This window comes from Streptomyces sp. NPDC060002 (genome assembly GCF_042737245.1).
Classification (GTDB): domain Bacteria; phylum Actinomycetota; class Actinomycetes; order Streptomycetales; family Streptomycetaceae; genus Streptomyces.
In genome coordinates this window covers 1-18790 of the sequence record NZ_JBHWUW010000013.1, presented here as the reverse complement: position 1 = coordinate 18790, position 18790 = coordinate 1, and the positions used below count along the sequence as shown (strand labels likewise).

Annotated in this window: 19 protein-coding genes; 15 read left to right on the top strand and 4 right to left on the bottom strand. The window is 70.7% G+C overall.

Annotated features, from left to right (window positions below; genetic code table 11):
* Positions 1–323: 323 nt before the first annotated feature.
* Positions 324–1151 (top strand): hypothetical protein, encoded by an 828-nt coding sequence (locus ACFWBD_RS14605; protein WP_385666873.1) that lies wholly within the window; start codon positions 324–326, stop codon positions 1149–1151.
* Here ACFWBD_RS14605 and ACFWBD_RS14600 read toward each other — a convergent pair.
* Positions 1075–2403 (bottom strand): D-arabinono-1,4-lactone oxidase, encoded by a 1329-nt coding sequence (locus ACFWBD_RS14600; RefSeq protein WP_385666871.1) that lies wholly within the window; start codon positions 2401–2403, stop codon positions 1075–1077. The genes ACFWBD_RS14605 and ACFWBD_RS14600 overlap by 77 nt on opposite strands.
* Positions 2363–3601, bottom strand: coding sequence for an MFS transporter (locus ACFWBD_RS14595; protein ID WP_385666869.1), 1239 nt, complete (start codon positions 3599–3601; stop codon positions 2363–2365). The genes ACFWBD_RS14600 and ACFWBD_RS14595 overlap by 41 nt, the downstream gene beginning before the upstream one ends.
* A 233-nt stretch (positions 3602–3834) precedes the next feature.
* On the opposite strand from ACFWBD_RS14595, the gene ACFWBD_RS14590 reads away from it, so the two are divergent.
* Both ACFWBD_RS14590 and ACFWBD_RS14585 read left to right on the top strand, forming a co-directional pair.
* Positions 3835–4962 carry a ferrochelatase gene (locus tag ACFWBD_RS14590; RefSeq protein WP_385666867.1) on the top strand — a complete coding sequence of 376 codons (1128 nt, stop codon included), beginning with the start codon at positions 3835–3837 and terminating at the stop codon, positions 4960–4962.
* An 8-nt stretch (positions 4963–4970) separates the two neighbouring features.
* Positions 4971–5786, top strand: coding sequence for an inositol monophosphatase family protein (locus ACFWBD_RS14585; protein ID WP_385666865.1), 816 nt, complete (start codon positions 4971–4973; stop codon positions 5784–5786).
* Positions 5787–5860: 74 nt separating this feature from the next.
* On the opposite strand, the gene ACFWBD_RS14580 is transcribed toward ACFWBD_RS14585, so the two are convergent.
* Positions 5861–6034, bottom strand: a complete 174-nt coding sequence (locus ACFWBD_RS14580; protein ID WP_171399964.1) for a hypothetical protein — start codon at positions 6032–6034, stop codon at positions 5861–5863.
* Positions 6035–6450: 416 nt separating this feature from the next.
* Here ACFWBD_RS14580 and ACFWBD_RS14575 point away from each other — a divergent pair, with 416 nt between their 5' ends.
* From ACFWBD_RS14575 to ACFWBD_RS14560, 4 genes are all read left to right on the top strand, one after another.
* Entirely contained in the window at positions 6451–7104 is a 654-nt protein-coding gene (locus tag ACFWBD_RS14575; RefSeq protein ID WP_020125132.1) for a response regulator transcription factor, read from the top strand.
* A gap of 6 nt (positions 7105–7110) precedes the next feature.
* Positions 7111–8352, top strand: a complete 1242-nt coding sequence (locus tag ACFWBD_RS14570; RefSeq protein ID WP_385666862.1) for a sensor histidine kinase — start codon at positions 7111–7113, stop codon at positions 8350–8352.
* Between the two features lie 397 nt (positions 8353–8749).
* The gene (locus ACFWBD_RS14565; protein ID WP_003993510.1) at positions 8750–9046 is read left to right on the top strand and encodes a DUF4193 domain-containing protein; all 297 of its coding nucleotides are present in this window, start codon (positions 8750–8752) and stop codon (positions 9044–9046) included.
* 13 nt (positions 9047–9059) lie between these two features.
* Positions 9060–10070 carry a hypothetical protein gene (locus ACFWBD_RS14560; RefSeq protein WP_385666861.1) on the top strand — a complete coding sequence of 337 codons (1011 nt, stop codon included), beginning with the start codon at positions 9060–9062 and terminating at the stop codon, positions 10068–10070.
* A 15-nt stretch (positions 10071–10085) separates the two neighbouring features.
* Here the strand turns inward: ACFWBD_RS14560 and ACFWBD_RS14555 are convergent, their stop codons facing one another.
* Entirely contained in the window at positions 10086–10550 is a 465-nt protein-coding gene (locus ACFWBD_RS14555; RefSeq protein ID WP_385666859.1) for a DUF3093 domain-containing protein, read from the bottom strand.
* Positions 10551–10608: 58 nt separating this feature from the next.
* Here ACFWBD_RS14555 and ACFWBD_RS14550 point away from each other — a divergent pair, with 58 nt between their 5' ends.
* From ACFWBD_RS14550 to ACFWBD_RS14515, 8 genes are all read left to right on the top strand, one after another.
* Positions 10609–11193: a PaaI family thioesterase gene (locus ACFWBD_RS14550; RefSeq protein WP_385666857.1), complete on the top strand. Its 585-nt coding sequence runs from the start codon at positions 10609–10611 to the stop codon at positions 11191–11193.
* Positions 11190–11741, top strand: coding sequence for a dUTP diphosphatase (gene dut, locus ACFWBD_RS14545; protein ID WP_054243626.1), 552 nt, complete (start codon positions 11190–11192; stop codon positions 11739–11741). Before ACFWBD_RS14550 ends, dut begins: the two co-directional genes overlap by 4 nt.
* 1 nt (position 11742) lies before the next feature.
* The gene (locus ACFWBD_RS14540; protein WP_385666855.1) at positions 11743–12507 is read left to right on the top strand and encodes a DUF3710 domain-containing protein; all 765 of its coding nucleotides are present in this window, start codon (positions 11743–11745) and stop codon (positions 12505–12507) included.
* Between the two features lie 197 nt (positions 12508–12704).
* The gene (locus ACFWBD_RS14535; RefSeq protein WP_385666853.1) at positions 12705–13883 is read left to right on the top strand and encodes an alginate lyase family protein; all 1179 of its coding nucleotides are present in this window, start codon (positions 12705–12707) and stop codon (positions 13881–13883) included.
* A 213-nt stretch (positions 13884–14096) separates the two neighbouring features.
* Entirely contained in the window at positions 14097–16646 is a 2550-nt protein-coding gene (locus ACFWBD_RS14530) for an ATP-binding protein (RefSeq protein WP_385666851.1), read from the top strand.
* Entirely contained in the window at positions 16640–17356 is a 717-nt protein-coding gene (locus ACFWBD_RS14525; protein ID WP_057605715.1) for a response regulator, read from the top strand. Before ACFWBD_RS14530 ends, ACFWBD_RS14525 begins: the two co-directional genes overlap by 7 nt.
* Before the next feature lie 57 nt (positions 17357–17413).
* Entirely contained in the window at positions 17414–17812 is a 399-nt protein-coding gene (locus tag ACFWBD_RS14520) for an OB-fold nucleic acid binding domain-containing protein (protein ID WP_327318363.1), read from the top strand.
* Positions 17813–17815: 3 nt separating this feature from the next.
* The gene (locus ACFWBD_RS14515; RefSeq protein ID WP_314224433.1) at positions 17816–18571 is read left to right on the top strand and encodes a DUF3159 domain-containing protein; all 756 of its coding nucleotides are present in this window, start codon (positions 17816–17818) and stop codon (positions 18569–18571) included.
* Positions 18572–18790: the final 219 nt, after the last annotated feature.

The following is an 18790-nucleotide window of genomic DNA, read 5'->3' as shown; positions in this document are numbered from 1 at the left end:
ACCTGTTCGCCACGCTAAGTGACCAACGCCGTCACCCTGTGCAACTAGCCCCCCTCAAGCGGTCCAGCGAGGCCCCGGACATCCTGGAGGGAGACCGGGCCCAGGGCTCGCAACAGTACTCCATTTGGGCCACGTGCGTGGATTGGCGCGCCATCCGACTTCTGTCGAGAGGTGGGACTTGGCCGTCCGTGACGGGCGTTTCGCGATCTTGGGCGTGGCGTAGTTCACGCAATCTCCCGAAAAGGAACTATCGGTTTCGTCCGTACGTCCCCTTCTCGTGCAGTTGATTGATCAAGTGCGGGAAAGGCAGGCAAGCTCCCGGTATGCGTGAAAGGCCCGAAGTCGTTGACGAGTCGAGTGCCGGGGAGGAGGTGAAACGGAAGCGGATCGACCTGAGCGTGCCTCAGGTCGCCGGCAGCGCCGTGGCCGCGGTGGTCGCCGCGAAACTCGCCTCGTACTTCGGGGTCTACGGCACGATCCTCGGCGCGGGTCTGGTCAGTGTCGTCGCCACCTGTGGCGGATCGCTCTTCCAGCACTTCTTCAGGCGCACCGGGCAGCAGTTCCGCGAGGCACCGCCGCACGACCCACAGATCGTCGCGCCACCGACGGTGCGGACACCGCCCACCACGGGCGAGTTCACCGAGGGCACCGTCCACCGCGCCCGGATCGGGCGCCGCAAGCGACCGGTGGTGGCGGCCGCGCTGGTCTTCGGGGTCGCGATGGCCGGGATCACCACGTACGAGCTGGCGTCGGGCGACAGCTTCAGTGGCGACCGGAGTACGACGGTCACCCAGGCGGTCACCGGCGGCGGCGGTTCCTCGTCCGGTTCCCCGTCCGGCTCCTCCGACGAGGACTCGGCCACCGCCACGCCGTCACCGTCCTCGTCCCCGACTTCCACTCCCTCGACGGGGGAGCCGGCTCCCCCGGGCGGTGCGTCCTCCCCGGCGGGCGACGGCGGTCCGGACGCGGGCGAGGACACCGGAGACGCTACGACCGGCGGGACGGCGACTCCCCCGGCCACGGAGGACGGCACCGGGGCCGACGACTCGGCGGCCCCCACGCCCACGGAGTCCGCTACGACCCCAGAACCCTCCGCAAGTAGTCGTTCTGGAACAGGCGATCAGGATCCAGCCGATCCCGCAGCGCCGTGAACTCGCCGAAGCGCGGATAGACACCGGCGAAGTACTCCGCGTCCCGCGTGTGCACCTTGCCCCAGTGCGGCCGGCCCTCGTGCGCGGTGAAGATGCGCTCGGCGGCGGTGAAGTACCCCTGGTAGGGCGTGCCCTTGACCATGTGGACGGCGATGTAGGCACTGTCGCGGCCGGAGGCGGTGGACAGGGTGATGTCGTCGGCGGGTGCGGTGCGCACCTCCACGGGGAAGCTGACCCGCAGCCCCGAGCGGTCGAGCATCGCCTTCAGCTCGCGCAGCGTCTCGGTCACCGCCTCGCGCGGGACGGCGTACTCCATCTCCACGAAGCGCACCCGGCGCGGAGACGTGAAGACCTTGTAGGGGATGTCCGTGTAGGTGCGCGGGGACAGGGCCTTGCTGGACACCTGCGCGATGGCCGGGATCGTGGCGGGCACCGCCCGGCCGACCCACTGGGCCACCTGGAAGACACCGTTGGAGAGGAACTCGTCCTCGATCCAGCTCGAGACCTGGCTCACCGGTTGGCGGGGGCCCGCGCTGCGGTTGTTGCGCTTGGTGTTGGTGCTGCCGGTGTGCGGGAACCAGTAGAACTCGAAGTGCTCGTTCTCGGCCCACAGTCCGTCGAAGTCGGCGAGGACCTTGTCCAGGGGCATCGGCTCCTCCCGCGCGGTGAGCAGGAAGATCGGTTCCACGGCGAAGGTGATCGCGGTGACGATGCCGAGGGCGCCCAGGCCGATCCGGGCGGCGGCGAAGAGCGCGCGCTCCTCTTCGGTTCCCTTCTCCGAGCAGCTGAGCACCGAGCCGTCCGCCGTGACGAGTTCGAGGCCCTTGATCTGGGCGGCTATCGAGGCGGATTCGCGGCCGGTGCCGTGCGTACCCGTGCTGGTGGCCCCGGAGACCGTCTGTTCCATGATGTCGCCCATGTTGGTGAGCGACAGGCCCTCGCGCGCGAGCGCCAGGTTGAGCCTCTTGAGCGGGGTGCCGGCCTCGACCGTGACGGTCATGTTGTCGCGATCAATGTTGCGGATGCCGGTCAAGAGTTGAGGGCGGATCAATACGCCGTCGGTCGCCGCGATCGACGTGAAGGAGTGGCCGGTCCCGACGGCCTTCACCTTCAGCCCGTCCTCGGCGGCCCGGCGCACGGCCTCGGCCAGTTCGTCGACGGAAGCGGGCGTGACCTCCCGCGCGGGGCGTGCGGCGACATTGCCGCCCCAGTTACGCCACGTGGCGTTCGTCCCGCTCGCTGTGCTGCTCAACGCTGCCTCCCCGACCCGGAGCCGGCCTGCTCAGCCGGCGGTACCCGAGGAAACCGACCGCGACCGCGACGGCTCCGGACACCGCCGGAACCCCGTACCCGGCCCGTGCGCCCGCCGCGTCGATGACCCAGCCGGCGATGGAGGAGCCGAGCGCGACGCCGACCGCGAGCCCGGTGCTGATCCAGGTCATGCCCTCGGTCAGTTGTGCGCGTGGTACGTGCTCTTCGATGAGGGACATCGTGGTGATCATCGTGGGAGCGATGGCCAGACCCGCAAAGAACAGCGCCACGGCCAGAAACGGCAAGTTTCCGACCAGTAGGAGGGGGATCATACTCACGCCCATCATGAACACGCCCAGCAGCCAGCGACGTTCCGGTGCCCCCTTGAGGTGCAGCAGGCCGAACACGAGCCCTGCCGCGCAGGAACCGGCCGCGTAGACGGCCAGCACGACGCTGGCGGCGCCCTTGTGGCCCTGCTCGTCGGCGAAGGCGACGGTGACCACGTCGACCGCCCCGAAGATCGTTCCGGTCGCCACGAAGGTGACCGCCAGGACCTGGAGTCCGGGCGAGCGCAGGGCCGAACCGCCGCCGCGCTGCTCGCGCGGGTGCGGCGCGGGCTCGGTGGCCCGCTGGGCCGTCAGCCAGAAGACACCGACCGCGAGGAAGCCCGCCGCCAGCAGCGGGCCCGCTTCCGGGAACCAGGCCGTGGACAGACCGATGGAAATGATCGGCCCGAAGATGAAGCACACCTCGTCCACGACGGACTCGAAGGAGTACGCGGTGTGCAGTTGCGGCGTGCCCCGGTACAGGGCCGCCCAGCGGGCCCGGATCATCGCGCCGAGGCTCGGCACGGAACCGATGCCGGCGGCGCACACGAACAGCACCCAGTCCGGCCACTCGAAGTGCGCGGCCAGCAGCAGCCCGGCCGCGGCGGCGAGCGCGACCAGCGTCGCGGGGCGCAGCACCCTGCGCTGGCCGTGCACATCCACCAGGCGCGAGATCTGCGGCCCGAAGGCGGCCGCCGCCAGCGCGATGGTCGCCGACAGCGCGCCCGCGAGCCCGTAGCGCCCTGTGAGCTGGGAGACCATCGTGACCACGCCGATGCCCATCATCGACAGCGGCATCCTGCCGACGAGCCCCGCGGCGGAGAAGCCCTTGGAGCCGGGGGCGGCGAACAGGGCGCGGTACGGGCTGGGCACGGGGTCTCCGGTGGGTCCGGGCACGCGCGCGTGACGGCTCGGCGCGGCGTGGGGAAGGCGGCTCGGCAGGGACTCGGTAAGGCGTGCGAAGAGCCCGGCAGAACCGGTAAGGCGTGAATGCAGCTCATACAGCTTACGAAGTTAGGCAACCCTAACGCACCCGGTTTTGGACGACGCCCCGCCCGGCACCCCGCCGTTCACCGTCTGTCGGAGGCGGGTGGCAGGATCGACTCATGCGAGACGCGCTCGATGCCACCCCCTACGACGCCCTGCTCCTGCTCTCCTTCGGCGGCCCGGAAGGCCCGGACGACGTGGTTCCGTTCCTGGAGAACGTGACGCGCGGGCGAGGCATCCCCAAGGAACGCCTCAAAGAAGTGGGCCGGCACTACTTCCTGTTCGGCGGGGTCAGCCCCATCAACGACCAGAACCGCGCCCTGCTGGACGCCCTGCGCAAGGACTTCGCCGACCACGGCCTGGACCTGCCGGTCTACTGGGGCAACCGCAACTGGGCCCCGTACCTCACGGACACCCTGCGCGAGATGGTCACCGACGGCCGCCGCCGCATCCTCGTCCTCGCCACCAGTGCCTACGCCTCGTACTCCGGCTGCCGCCAGTACCGCGAGAACCTCGCCGACTCGCTGGCCGCGCTGGAGGACGAGGGACTCGAGCCGCCGAAGGTCGACAAGCTGCGGCACTACTTCAACCACCCCGGCTTCCTGGAGCCCATGATCGAGGGTGTGCTGCGGTCGCTGGCCGACCTCCCCGAGGAGGTCAGGGACGGCGCGCACCTCGCCTTCTCGACCCACTCCATCCCGAACGCCTCCGCGGACACCTCCGGCCCGGTCGAGGACCACGGCGACGGCGGCGCGTACGTGAAGCAGCACCTGGACACCGCCCGGCTCATCGCCGACGCCGTCCGCGAGCGCACCGGCGTGGACCACCCCTGGCAGCTCGTCTACCAGTCCCGCTCCGGCGCCCCGCACATCCCCTGGCTGGAGCCCGACATCTGCGACCACCTGGAGGAGCGGCACGCGGCCGGCGTCCCGGCCGTCGTGATGGCCCCCATCGGCTTCGTCTCCGACCACATGGAGGTCCTCTACGACCTCGACACGGAGGCCAGGGCCAAGGCCGAGGAGCTGGGCCTGCCGGTGCGCCGATCGGCCACCGTCGGCGCCGACCCGCGCTTCGCCGCCGCGATCCGTGAGCTCGTCCTGGAGCGCGCCGCGGCGGAGAGCGGCCTCGAGGTCACCCCGTGCGCCCTGGGGATGCTCGGCGCGAGCCACAACCTGTGCCCGGTCGGCTGCTGCCCCGCCCGCGCCCCCAAGCCCGCCGCCGCGGGCGCCGACAGCCCCTACGCGTGAGGAACGGCGTGACCGACCCCCTGCACACGGAATTGCTCGAGCTCGCCAAGGAGGCCGCCCGCCGGGCCGGCGAGCTGCTGCGGGACGGCCGCCCGGCCGATCTCGCGGTCGCCGCCACCAAGTCGAGCCCGATCGACGTGGTCACCGAGATGGACATCGCGGCCGAGAAACTGATCACGGGTTACCTCTCCGAGCACCGCCCCGACGACGGCTTCCTCGGCGAGGAGGGCGCCTCCAGCGAGGGCGGCAGCGGTATCCGCTGGGTGATCGACCCCCTCGACGGCACGGTCAACTACCTCTACGGACTGCCGACCTGGGCCGTCTCCATCGCCGCCGAGCAGGACGGCGAGACCGTCGCCGGGGTCGTCGAGATCCCGATGCGCGGCGAGACGTACCACGCGGTGCGCGGCGGCGGGGCGTGGGGGAGCGGCGCCCGGGAGGGCGAGCGCGCCCTGTCCTGCCGTCCCGCGGCGCCCCTCGACCGGGCCCTGGTCTCCACCGGCTTCAACTACGTCACCGAAGTCCGCGCCCACCAGGCCGACGTCGCGCAGCGGCTGATCCCGCTGCTGCGGGACATCCGGCGCAGCGGCTCGGCCGCCGTCGACCTGTGCGACGTGGCCGCGGGCCGCCTCGACGGCTACTACGAACGCGGACTGCATCCCTGGGACCTCGCCGCGGGCGACCTGATCGCCCGGGAAGCGGGCGCGCTGACCGGTGGGCGGCCCGGAGAGCGCCCCGCACGCGACCTGACGGTGGCAGCAGCCCCCGGCGTCTTCGAGCCCCTCCAGCGGCTCCTGGAGGACTTCGGCGCCTGGCACGACTGAGCCGCTCCCGCGCGGCCACGCGAAGGGCCCCGGCGCTGGATTCGCCGGGGCCCCTCCGTGTACCTGCGAACTGCTCAGACGCTCGTCGCGCCGACCTCCACACCGTGCTCGGCGGCGAGGCGGCGCAGGTCGTCGAGCTCGGCCTGTTCCACCTCGACGAGGAAGTCGTCGCCCTCGTCGCGAGCCCGCGTCAGGTCGGACTCGGTCGTCCTTATGCGGTGCAGAAGACCTGCGGTGAATGCGTCCATGCTGCGCCCCCTCGTCCTGGGTCGTGGGTCGGTGGCACGGGGGTGTGCCGGTTGGGAAGGGGCGATCACGTCTGCCACAGGTGCCCAGCGCTGCCCGGCCGGGCGGCGACGGTGCCGGACACCCACGCCCGCTCTGCGGCAAACGGACCGCGGAGTACCGCATGGTGCTGCGGCACATGCAGAGCGTGATCGCGGGGTGTAAAGCCGTCCTCCCCCTGCTCTCTTCCGCGGAAACCTCAACCTCGCGAGAAAATCTCGCATTCCCGGGCTTCACACCCGTCCTTCATCTCCCGCGCACCCGCCTTACCGCCGACTTATGGCCGAAAAGGGCAGGATGGAGGCCCACGCTCACCCAGACCCCTGCCCGAGTGCGCTCACGGAGCGCTACGCGGGTGGACACAGGAAGGACAAGCGACGTGCGCGTACTCGTCGTCGAGGACGAGCAGCTGCTCGCCGATGCGGTGGCCACCGGACTGCGCCGGGAGGCCATGGCCGTCGACGTCGTGTACGACGGTGCGGCCGCCCTGGAGCGCATCGGCGTCAACGACTACGACGTGGTCGTCCTCGACCGGGACCTCCCCCTCGTCCACGGCGACGACGTCTGCCGCAAGATCGTCGAACTCGGCATGCCCACGCGCGTGCTGATGCTCACGGCCTCCGGTGACGTCAGCGACCGTGTCGAGGGCCTGGAGATCGGCGCCGACGACTATCTCCCCAAGCCCTTCGCCTTCAGCGAGCTGATCGCACGCGTGCGTGCCCTCGGCCGGCGCACCAGCCTGCCGCTGCCGCCCGTCCTGGAGCGGGCCGGCATCAAGCTCGACCCCAACCGCCGCGAGGTCTTCCGCGACGGCAAGGAGGTCCAGCTCGCGCCCAAGGAGTTCGCCGTCCTGGAGGTGCTGATGCGCAGCGAGGGAGCGGTGGTCTCCGCGGAGCAGCTCCTCGAGAAGGCCTGGGACGAGAACACCGACCCGTTCACCAACGTCGTACGCGTGACGGTCATGACGCTCCGCCGCAAGCTGGGCGAACCTCCGGTGATCGTCACCGTCCCCGGTTCCGGCTACCGGATCTGATCCGCCGTGGCATCGACACCCGCGCCTCCCCAGGCGCCCCCCAAGCCCACCTGGGACCCCAGGAGCCCGCAGACCCCGTTCCCCTGGCTGCGCCCGACCATCCGGATACGGCTCACGCTGCTGTACGGCGGGATGTTCCTGATCGCCGGCATCCTGCTGCTGTCGATCATCTACCTGCTGGCCGCGCAGGCTCTCCACGAGGGCGGCGGCGGTCAGTCCCTGCAGGTGAGCGGGGCCAATCTCAACGTCACCAGCGCGACCTGCCCCGCCGTGAACTCCGCGACCGGGGACGAGATCAACTCGGTGCTCAAGCAGTGCGACGCCGTCCAGCGCCAGCACGCCCTTGACGACCTCCTCAGCCGGTCCCTGCTGGCCCTCCTGGGCCTCGCCGTGATCGCCTTCGCCTTCGGTTACGCCATGGCCGGCCGGGTGCTGTCCCCGCTCGGCCGGATCACCCGGACCGCACGCGCGGTGGCGGGCTCGGACCTGTCCCGCCGTATCGAGCTGGACGGACCGGACGACGAGCTCAAGGAGCTGGCCGACACCTTCGACGACATGCTGGAGCGCCTCCAGCGGGCCTTCACGGCGCAGCAGCGCTTCGTGGGCAACGCCTCGCACGAGCTGAGGACACCGCTGGCGATCAACCGCACGCTGCTCGAAGTTCATCTCTCCGATCCGGACGCGCCGGTGGAACTGCAACAGCTCGGCAAGACGCTGCTGGCCACCAACGAGCGCAGCGAGCAGCTCGTCGAGGGCCTGCTGCTGCTCGCCCGCAGCGACAACCAGATCGTCGAGCGCAAGCCGGTCGACCTCGCGGAGGTCGCCGAGCAGGCCATCGACCAGGTGCACGGGGAGGCGGTGGCCAGGGGCGTGGTGATCCGCGGGGAGCAGAAACCCGCGGTCGTCCAGGGCAACGGCGTCCTGTTGGAGCGGATCGCGCTGAATCTCGTGCAGAACGCCGTACGGTACAACGTGTCCGAGGACGGCTGGGTCGAGGTGACCACCGAGGTCCAGCACGGACAGGCGGTCCTCGTCGTGTCGAACACCGGCCCGGTCGTGCCCGCTTATGAGATCGACAATCTGTTCGAGCCCTTCCGTCGCCTGCGTACGGAGCGGACGGGCAGTGACAAGGGGGTCGGGTTGGGCCTGTCCATCGTGCGGTCCGTGGCCCGGGCGCACGGCGGCCATATCGCGGCCCAGCCGCGCGAGGGGGGTGGGCTCGTGATGCGGGTCACCTTCCCCGTCTGAGATCATGTCGCCGACACACGCGGGGATGTTCGCTTTGCGCGGAATTCTCTGGGTCCCGACCTGGGTTTCCCGTGTGTGATCGATCACAAGGGCGAATTTCTGGCTATCTACTCTCCGTGATCATGAATCCCGTCGTAAAGCCCGGAAAATCCGGGTTTTCAGGGGTCCTGATCACGGGAAGTACACGGTGAGACGCCTTTGAAGTGCGGCATTCGGACCGTGTACGGTCCCGATCGCCATCCAAGCCGATCACTCGTGAGGAGTTCGGTTGGGTGTCGATTGAGTAACAGACCTTGATGTGAGGCAAAATCTCCGCCTCGAGGCGGGCACAAGTCCGGCCTCTCACGCGTTACGTGCGCTGGAGACACCAGCAGATACCCAGAGGGGGAGAGGCGAAATGGCTACCGATTACGACACCCCACGCAAGACCGATGACGACGTCGACTCAGACAGTCTCGAAGAGCTGAAGGCCAGGCGGAACGACAAGTCCGCCTCCGCAGTCGACGTCGACGAATTCGAGGCCGCGGAGGGGCTCGAGCTGCCCGGCGCAGACCTCTCGAACGAGGAACTGGCCGTCCGGGTGCTGCCCAAGCAGCAGGACGAGTTCACTTGCATGAGCTGCTTCCTGGTGCACCACCGCAGCCAGCTGGCCCGGGAGAAGAACGGCCAGCCGATCTGCCGCGACTGCGACTGAGGCGGGGTCGGCCGTGACTGGCTCGACCCCACCTCGGAAGCGCCGCTTCCCTCCGTGGGGAACGGACAAGGGGCCTTCCCGCGGCCCCCACGGCGTGCGTGACGACGAGCGAGGCTCATCCGGTACGGGAGCGGTCCCTGCGGGATCGGCCTCGCTCGAACCCGCGGCTGACCGGGCTGACCTCCCGGCGCCGACGCGGAGCGCCGCCCCCGTCGCAAGGCGGCGGGCGGCGGTCATCCGGGACAGGGCGACGGACCTGGCCCGGGAAGGCGCCCGCAAGGGCGGGAACCGCGCCAGGGCGGGCCTGGGGCACCTCGCCGACCGGATCATCGACATCGCCCCACGGGTCCCCGTACGGGACCTGCAGACGCTGCGCAGGCAGTTCCCCGGTCTCGGGCCCGAGCAGCTCGCGGACAAGCTCGTGTCTGGCGCGGCGAACGCCACGTCCACCGTCGGAGCGGGCATCGGAGCGGCGGCGATGCTTCCCGTGCCGCCCGCGATGCCGACCGAGCTGGCCGCGGAGATCACCGGGGTCGCCGCGATCGAGCTGAAACTGATCGCCGAGCTCCATGAGGTCTACGGCGTACGGCCGGCGGGCAGTCTCAAGGACCGCAGTACCGCGTATCTGCGCTCGTGGTCGGGCGAACGGGGCGTCAACGTCCTGAAGCCGTCCTCGATCAACTCGGCGCTCGGCGGGCAGATGAAGCGTGAGCTGCGCCAGCAGATCATGAAGCGCATGGTCCGTGACCTGCCGAACCTGATGCCCTTCATGGTGGGCGCCGTGGTCGGCGCGGTCATGAACCGGCGGGACACCAGGAGAGTGGCCGCGAAGGTCCGGGCCGACCTGCGGAAGATGCAGGTGCCGTGGGACGCGCTGCCGGATCTTCCGCCGCTGGAGAGTCCGGCGGATCCCCTGGCCATGGGGGAGATCTCCAGGAACCCCTTGGGCCCGGAGAACCTCTTGGGCCCCGAGAACCCCTTGGGGCCCGACGACCCCGAGAACCCCCGAGAGGTCGGGCGCTGAGGCTCCGCGCTCCGGTTACGCCGTCGCCTCCCGCGCCGCCTTCAGCGCCTCTGCCAGGCGCTCCGGCTCCCGCGTCGACAGGTACAGGTAGGGCGTGGGGTCGTCCGGGTCGGTGACCTCGACCCGCAGGGCCCCCGGGATGTAGGAGCGCAGCAGCAGGAAGGCCCGGGTGTCGGCCTTGTACGTGCGCCAGGCGCGCGCCTCGTCGGCGTCCAGGATCTCCGCCTCGCCCAGGGCCGCGACCGGGATCCTGGCCTCGCCCGCGATCAGCGAGTCGCCCACGACGCGGATGCGCAGGGAACCGTAGGAGCTGGCCACCACCGCCGCGGCCGCGGTGCCGCCGACCAGACCGCCGAGCAACGGCAGGGTGCCGAAGGGCAGCAGGATCAGGGCCATGGAGACACCCACGAGGAACGAGACGAACCACCACGATCGGGGGGCGGTCAGGCGTTCTTCGTACGGGGTGGTCGAGAGCTGCATGGAGCCAAGCTTGGCACGGTGTCCTGATACGGCGGACGCGCGGGTAAGGTCTGCGGCTGTGAGTGGTACTTCCGCAGCTCTTGAGCCTCCGGCCGATGCCGTGAAACCCGTTCGGCACCCCGACGCTCCCGTGCCCGGCGAGCTTCTCGGTGCCCACTACGAACACTGTTTCGGATGTGGCGGCGAGCAGGCCCATGGGCTGCATCTGGAGGCGCGGGCCGGCGAGGGAGTGACCGTCACCGCCGAGTTCACCGTGCAGCCCGCCCATCAGGGCGCGCCCGGCCTCGCGCACGGCGGGGTCCTGGCCACCGCCCTCGACGAGACACTCGGCTCGCTGAACTGGCTGCTGCGGACGATCGCCGTGACCGGACGACTGGAGACCGACTTCGTCCGTCCCGTGCCGGTCGGTACCACGCTGTACCTCGAGGCCGAGGTGACGGCGGTGGCCAGGCGCAAGATCTACTCGAGTGCCACCGGACGGATCGGCGGTCCCGACGGGCCGCTCGCCGTCCGTGCCGACGCACTCTTCGTCGAGGTCGCGGTCGAGCACTTCGTGAGCCACGGCCGTGAGGCGGAGATCCGGGCCGCCATGAGCGACCCGGACCAGATCAGGCGCACCCGCGCCTTCGAGGTGAACCCGTGAGCCGCGACCCCCTGAACGTTCTGATCCGGCGCGTCGACCCCGACGTACCGCTTCCGACGTACGAGCACCCGGGCGACGCCGGGGCCGACCTGCGCACCACGCGCAGCCATGAACTCGCGCCGGGGGAGCGGGCCGTACTGCCCACGGGGGTGTCCATCGCCCTGCCCGAGGGGTACGCGGCCTTCGTGCACCCGCGCTCGGGGCTGGCCGCCCGGTGCGGCGTCGCCCTCGTGAATGCCCCGGGGACGGTTGATGCCGGGTACCGTGGGGAGATCAAGGTGATCGTGGTGAATCTCGACCCGCGCGAGTCCGTGCGGTTCGAGCGCTTCGACCGGATTGCCCAACTGGTCGTCCAGCAGGTCGAGAGGGTCCGCTTCCAGGAGGTGGCGGAGCTTCCCGAATCGGCGCGGGCCGCAGGGGGCTTCGGGTCCACCGGCGGGCATGCCGCCGTGGGCGGTGAAAGCGGTACAAGCGCCTCGGCCGCCGAGGGCGGCGCGACGGGTGGGAATCGATACGCATCGGTCGTATCCGACCGGGAAGGACAGTGACGTGTTCGGACGTCGCAAGAAGAAGGGTGCCGCCGAGGACGCGGCCGGCGAGGCCGAGCAGGTCGTCGACAGTGTCGGCGCTGAGGCGGACGACGTAGAGGGCGGGCGCGAGCGGGTGCGGCTCGAGCCCGAGCCGCGGCCCGACGGGCCCTGGGACGACTCGGAGGTGCGCGACCCGGCCGAGGGCCGCGTGGACCTCGGCGGGATCTTCGTGCCCGGGGTCGACGGCATGGAGCTGCGGGTCGAGGTCGCCGGTGACGCGATCGTCGCGGCGACCGTCGTGCTGCGCGACAGCGCCGTCCAGCTCCAGGCCTTCGCCGCTCCCAAGCGCGAGGGCATCTGGGGCGAGGTGCGCGAGGAGATCGGCTCCGGCATCACTCAGCAGGGCGGCATCGTCGACGAGGTCGAAGGCCCGCTGGGCTGGGAGCTGCGCGCCCAGGTGCCGGTGCAGCTGCCGGACGGCACGGGTGGCTTCCACGTCGTGCGGTTCGTCGGTGTGGACGGTCCCCGCTGGTTCCTGCGCGGAGTCATCTCGGGGCAGGGCGCGGTGCAGCCGCAGGCGGCCGGTCTGCTCGAGCAGATCTTCCGGGACACCGTCGTGGTCCGCGGCGAGGGCCCGATGGCGCCCCGCGACCCGATCGTCCTCAAGCTGCCGAACGACGCGCAGATGGTCCCCGAAGGCGTCCAGCAGCAGGACGACAGCTCCCGCTTCTCCGGCGGCATGGGCCAGCTCCAGCGCGGACCGGAGATCACCGAGGTCCGCTAGTCCGCGACGGCAGACCGCACGTACGACTGCAAGGGCCGCACCCCGCGCGGGGTGCGGCCCTTGTCGCGCTCGCGTCTGGCGCTCTTCTCGTGTGTGAACCCTTGACGGCCTATTGGTCTGGACCTACGGTCTCCGCTCAACGCCTGAGTTCACAAGGGCGCTCTGTGTTCACATACACGAACAAGAACGGAGCTGCTGTGCGTCGAACCGCATTTCTGGTGACCGTCACCGCCCTGGTCCTGGGCGCTCTCGTGTCCCCGAACGTCCCGCGGGCCCAAGCCGCCCCCACCGCCTTCGCCCACCCCGGGGTCACCGTCTCCCGGGCGCAGCTGGACTTCGTCCGGGGCAAGGTCGACTCCGCGGCGCAGCCCTGGAAGGGCGCCTTCGATCAGCTTCTGGCGAGCAGGTACGCCAGTCTGAGCCGCACCCCCAAGCCGCGCGCCGTGGTCGAGTGCGGGTCCTACTCCAACCCGGACTACGGCTGCACGGACGAGCGGGAGGACGCCCTCGCGGCGTACACCGACGCCCTCGCCTGGTACGTCACACGGGACGAGCGGTACGCGAAGAAGGCCATCGGGCTGATGGACGCCTGGTCGGCCGTCGTCAAGGACCACACGAACAGCAACGCGCCCCTCCAGACCGGCTGGGCCGGCTCGTCCTGGCCCAGGGCCGCCGAGATCATCAAGTACACGTACGCCGGCGGCTGGGCCGGCTCCGGCCGCTTCGCGACCATGCTGCGGGACGTCTACCTGCCCGAGGTCATCAACGGCTCCAACTCCAACGGGAACTGGGAGCTGTCCATGACGGAGGCCGCGATCGGCATCTCCGTCTTCCTCGAGGACAGGACGTCGTACGACAAGGCCATGGCGAAGTTCCGCACCCGCACGGCGGCCTACGTCTACCTGGCCTCCGACGGCGAGCTGCCGAAGACCGTGCCGAGCCAGAACCTGAACACCCGGGACAAGATCGTCGCCTACTGGCAGGGGCAGGGCACCTTCGTCACCGGTCTGACCCAGGAGACCTGCCGCGACCTCACCCACACCGGGTACGGCATCTCCGCGATCTCGCACGTCGCCGAGACCAGCCGGATCCAGGGACAGGACCTGTACGGCACCGATGTCGGCGAGCGGCTGCGGCAGGCCCTCGGCCTCCAGGCCAAGTACGAGCTCGGCGCGGCTGTTCCGGGCTGGCTGTGCGGCGGCTCGCTGAACCAGGCGCTCGGCCCGGTCACCGAGGTCGGCTACAACGCGCTGCACAACCGCCTGGGCATCGCGATGAGCAACACCCGGACGCTGACCCTCCAGAACCGCCCGGCCGGCAGCAACAACCTCTTCGTCGCCTGGGAGACGCTCACCCACGGGGACAATCCCGCGTGACCCGGTGCCCGTGACTCCAGGTCCGTCACCCGATGTACGTGAACCGATTCGGGGGGCTCGTCCGATGGAGGGGTGAGGGGCGCCGGTGTTCGTCTCGCCGCGTCAGGGTTGCGTCAAAGGCGCCCCTCACCCTTCAGCTCGCCCCTTATGCCGGAACTGTTGGCCGTAAGGTCGACGCTGCGTACGCAGGAGTCACGGGAAGACAATGAGGCCATGGCACGCGGAAAGCTCCGGATCTACCTCGGTGCGGCACCGGGCGTGGGCAAGACATACGCGATGCTGTCCGAGGCGCACCGCCGGGTGGAGCGCGGCACGGACTGCGTGGTGGCGTTCGTCGAGCACCACGGGAGGCAGCGCACCGAGGTGATGCTGCACGGCCTCGAACAGGTCCCGCGCCGGGAACTGGAATACCGGGGCGCAGGCTTCACCGAGATGGACGTGGACGCGGTCCTCGCCCGCGCCCCGCGGGTCGCCCTGGTGGACGAACTCGCGCACACCAACGTCCCGGGCTCGCGCAACCCTAAGCGCTGGCAGGACGTGCAGGAACTGCTCGCCGCCGGCGTCGACGTGGTCTCGACCGTGAACATCCAGCACCTGGAGTCCCTCGGTGACGTCGTGGAGTCGATCACAGGGGTACGGCAGCAGGAGACGGTGCCCGACGAGTTCGTCCGGCACGCCGACCAGATCGAGCTGGTGGACATGTCACCGCAGGCGCTGCGGCGGCGGATGGCGCACGGGAACATCTACAAGCCGGACAAGGTCGACGCGGCCCTGTCCAACTACTTCCGGCCCGGCAACCTCACCGCCCTGCGGGAGCTGGCCCTGCTGTGGGTGGCCGACCGGGTCGACGAGTACCTGAAGCAGTACCGCAGCGAGCACCATGTGTCGGCGATCTGGGGTTCGCGCGAGCGGATCGTGGTCGGGCTGACCGGCGGCCCGGAGGGGCGCACCCTGATCCGGCGGGCGGCGCGGCTGGCGGAGAAGGGCGCGGGCGGGGAGGTGCTGGCCGTGTACATCGCGCGCAGCGACGGCCTGACCTCCGCCTCGCCCAAGGAACTGGCGGTCCAGCGCACCCTCGTGGAGGACCTGGGCGGCACCTTCCACCACGTGGTCGGCGACGACATCCCGGCCGCGCTGCTCGACTTCGCCCGCGGGGTCAACGCCACGCAGATCGTGCTCGGCTCCTCGCGCCGCAAGGCCTGGCAGTACGTCTTCGGGCCCGGGGTCGGCGCGACGGTCGCCCGGGAGTCGGGGTCCGACCTCGACGTGCACATCGTCACCCACGAAGAGGTCGCCAAGGGGCGTGGGCTGCCGGTGGCCCGGGGCGCCCGGCTCGGGCGGGCCCGGATCATCTGGGGCTGGCTGGTCGGCGTGGTGGGCCCGGCACTGCTGGCGCTGCTGCTGAACACCGTCCACCTCGGCCTCGCCAACGACATGCTGCTGTTCCTGGCCGTGACGGTGGCGGCGGCCCTGCTCGGCGGGCTGCTGCCGGCCCTGGCCTCGGCGGCGGTGGGCTCGCTCCTGCTGAACTACTTCTACACACCGCCCCTGCACAGATGGACGATCGCCGACCCGAAGAACATCGTCGCCATCCTGATCTTCGTCGGGGTGGGGGTCTCCGTGGCCTCGGTGGTGGACCTGGCGGCCCGGCGTACGCACCAGGCGGCCCGGCTGCGGGCCGAGTCGGAGATCCTGTCCTACCTGGCGGGCAGCGTGCTGCGGGGCGAGAGCAGCCTGGAGGCGCTGCTGGAGCGGGTGCGCGAGACCTTCGGGATGGAGTCGGCGGCACTGCTGGAGCGGGCGGACGACCAAGCGCCGTGGACCCGCGCGGGCCACGTCGGGTTCGGACGACCGGTCGAGCGGCCCGAGGACGCGGACGTGGACGTGCCGGTCGGCGACCACCTCGCGCTGGCGCTCACCGGGCGGTTGCTGCCCGCTGAGGACCGGCGGGTACTGGCCGCGTTCGCCGCGCAGGCGGTCGTCGTACTGGACCGGCGGCGCCTCCAGGAGGAGGCCGACCAGGCCCGTGCGCTGGCCGAGGGCAACCGCATCCGCACGGCCCTGCTGGCCGCCGTGAGCCACGACCTGCGGACCCCGCTGGCCGGGATCAAGGCGGCGGTGTCGAGTCTCAGATCCGACGACGTGGCCTGGTCCGAGGAGGACCGGGCCGAGCTGCTCGAGGGCATCGAGGAGGGCGCGGACCGCCTCGACCACCTGGTGGGCAACCTGCTGGACATGTCCCGCCTCCAGACCGGCACGGTCACGCCGATCATCCGGGAGATCGACCTGGACGAGGTGGTGCCGATGGCGCTCGGCGGGGTCCCCGATCCGGCGGCGAGCGTGGAGCTGGACATCCCGGAGTCGCTGCCCATGGTCGCCGTGGACGCCGGGCTGCTGGAGCGCTCGGTCGCCAACCTCGTGGAGAACGCGGTCAAGTACAGTCCGGGCGGCGAGCCCGTGCTGGTCTCGGCGAGCGCGATGTCCGACCGGGTCGAGGTGCGGGTAGTGGACCGCGGGCCGGGCGTTCCCGACGAGGCCAAGGAGCGGATATTCGCTCCCTTCCAGCGCTACGGCGACGCCCCGCGCGGGGCCGGGGTGGGACTGGGTCTCGCGGTCGCGCGTGGCTTCGCCGAGGCCATGGGCGGCACCCTCAACGCCGAGGACACCCCCGGCGGCGGCCTCACCATGGTCCTCACCGTCCGCGCGGCGGGACCGCGCCTCGAGCCGCAACCCGCACAACCCGAAAGGCATGCCTCATGCTGAGCCCGGCCGAGGGGACGCCCCAGGCCCCCACGAGAGTGCTCGTGATCGACGACGAGCCACAGATCGTCCGCGCCCTCGTGATCAACCTCAAGGCCCGCAGGTACGAGGTCGACGCGGCCCACGACGGCGCCACCGCCCTCCGGCTCGCCGCCGCCCGCCACCCGGACGTGATCGTCCTCGACCTGGGGCTGCCCGACATGGACGGCGTCGAGGTCATCAAGGGACTGCGCGGCTGGACCAGGGTGCCGATCCTGGTGCTGTCCGCCCGGCACTCCTCGGACGAGAAGGTCGAGGCGCTCGACGCGGGGGCCGACGACTACGTCACCAAGCCGTTCGGCATGGACGAGCTGCTGGCCCGGCTGCGAGCCGCCGTCCGCCGGGCGGAACCCGCCGGGGGCGGTGAGGACGAGGTCCTGGTGGAGACCGACGGATTCACCGTCGACCTGGCCGCGAAGAAGGTCAACCGGGCCGGGAAGGACGTACGGCTGACCCCCACGGAGTGGCATCTGCTGGAGGTGCTGGTGCGCAACACCGGCCGGCTGGTCAGCCAGAAGCAGCTGCTCCAGGAGGTGTGGGGGCCGTCCTACGGAACGGAGACCAACTACCTGCGGGTGTACATGGCGCAGCTGAGACGCAAGCTCGAGGCGGACCCCTCGCACCCCAGGCACTTCGTCACGGAACCCGGGATGGGATACCGGTTCGAGCGCTAGTGCGAAGGGTGGGGCGGCGGCTACGGCTCCGCGGGCGTGCCCCGGTACCCTTCAGACATGAGCGCTGTCCCTCGTTCCGAAAAGCCGGTGGGCCGGTTCCGGCGCATGCTCGACCGGCTCTCCTCGTCGCAGGAGGACCTGGAGTCCGAGGAACTGCGCGAGGACGCCGAGACGACCGGATGCACCCGGATCGGAGACTGCCAGGACCGCCAGATCGTCACGGTTACTGGTACCTTGCGCACGGTCACTCTGCGGCCACGCGCCGGGGTCCCGGCCCTGGAGGCCGAGCTGTTCGACGGCAGCGCCGCGCTGGACGTGGTGTGGCTGGGCAGGCGCTCCATAGTGGGCATAGAGCCGGGACGCAGGCTCATCGCATCGGGGCGGGTCTCCATGAGCCGGGGCCGCCGGGTGCTGTTCAACCCCAAGTACGAACTGAGACCCCTGGGTAGGGAGTAGCCGGTGACGTCGCTCGACAAGCCGACCGAAGACACGACCGCGGACGACAAGACCGCGGCCGACGCCCGGGCGGTGACCGAGGCCGCGCTGTTCGAGGCGTTCGGCGGGGTACGGGGCATGGTCGAGACGGTCGTGCCCGGCCTGCTCTTCGTCACGATCTTCACGATCAACAAGGATCTGCACATGTCCGCGATCGCCGCGCTCGCGGTGTCGCTGATCCTGGTCGTGGTCCGCCTGGCGATGAAGGACACGGTCAAGCACGCCTTCAGCGGGGTCTTCGGCGTCGCCTTCGGCGTCGTCTTCGCGATGATGACCGGCAACGCCAAGGACTTCTATCTGCCGGGCATGCTCTACACGCTGGGCCTGGCCCTCGCCTACATCATCACGACACTGTGCGGGGTGCCGCTGATCGGCCTGATCCTGGGCCCGGTCTTCAAGGAGAACCTCTCCTGGCGGACCCGTAACCCGGGCCGCAAGAAGGCGTACGCCAAGGCCAGCTGGGCGTGGGGGCTGATCCTGCTCGCCAAGTGCGCGATCCTGTTCCCGCTGTACTGGTGGGCCGACACCGCGCAGCTGGGCTGGGTGCTGATCGCCCTGAAGATCCCGCCGTTCCTGCTCGCCGTCTGGCTGACGTGGGTCTTCCTCGCGAAGGCGCCCGCGCCGATCGATGTGTTCGCGGAGATGGAGGCGGAGGAGAAGGCCGCGGCCGCTGCCGCGGAGGCGTCGGAGGCCGGTGGGCGGCACCGTCGCGAGGGGTAGTTCCCGGTGTCGGCGTGACCGTCCCCGGGGGCTGCGCCCCCGGACCCCGGCTCCGGCCCTGCACGGGCCTCGTCCTCAATCGCCGGACGGGCTGGTGGGGACCTGTGCGGCCTCGTCGTCTGGCGTCGGACGGGCTGACGACAAGGACTCGTGCGGGCCCGTTCTCGAACGTAGGACGGGCTGAGGGATACACGCGTGAGGGGGGCGCCCGGAGATCTC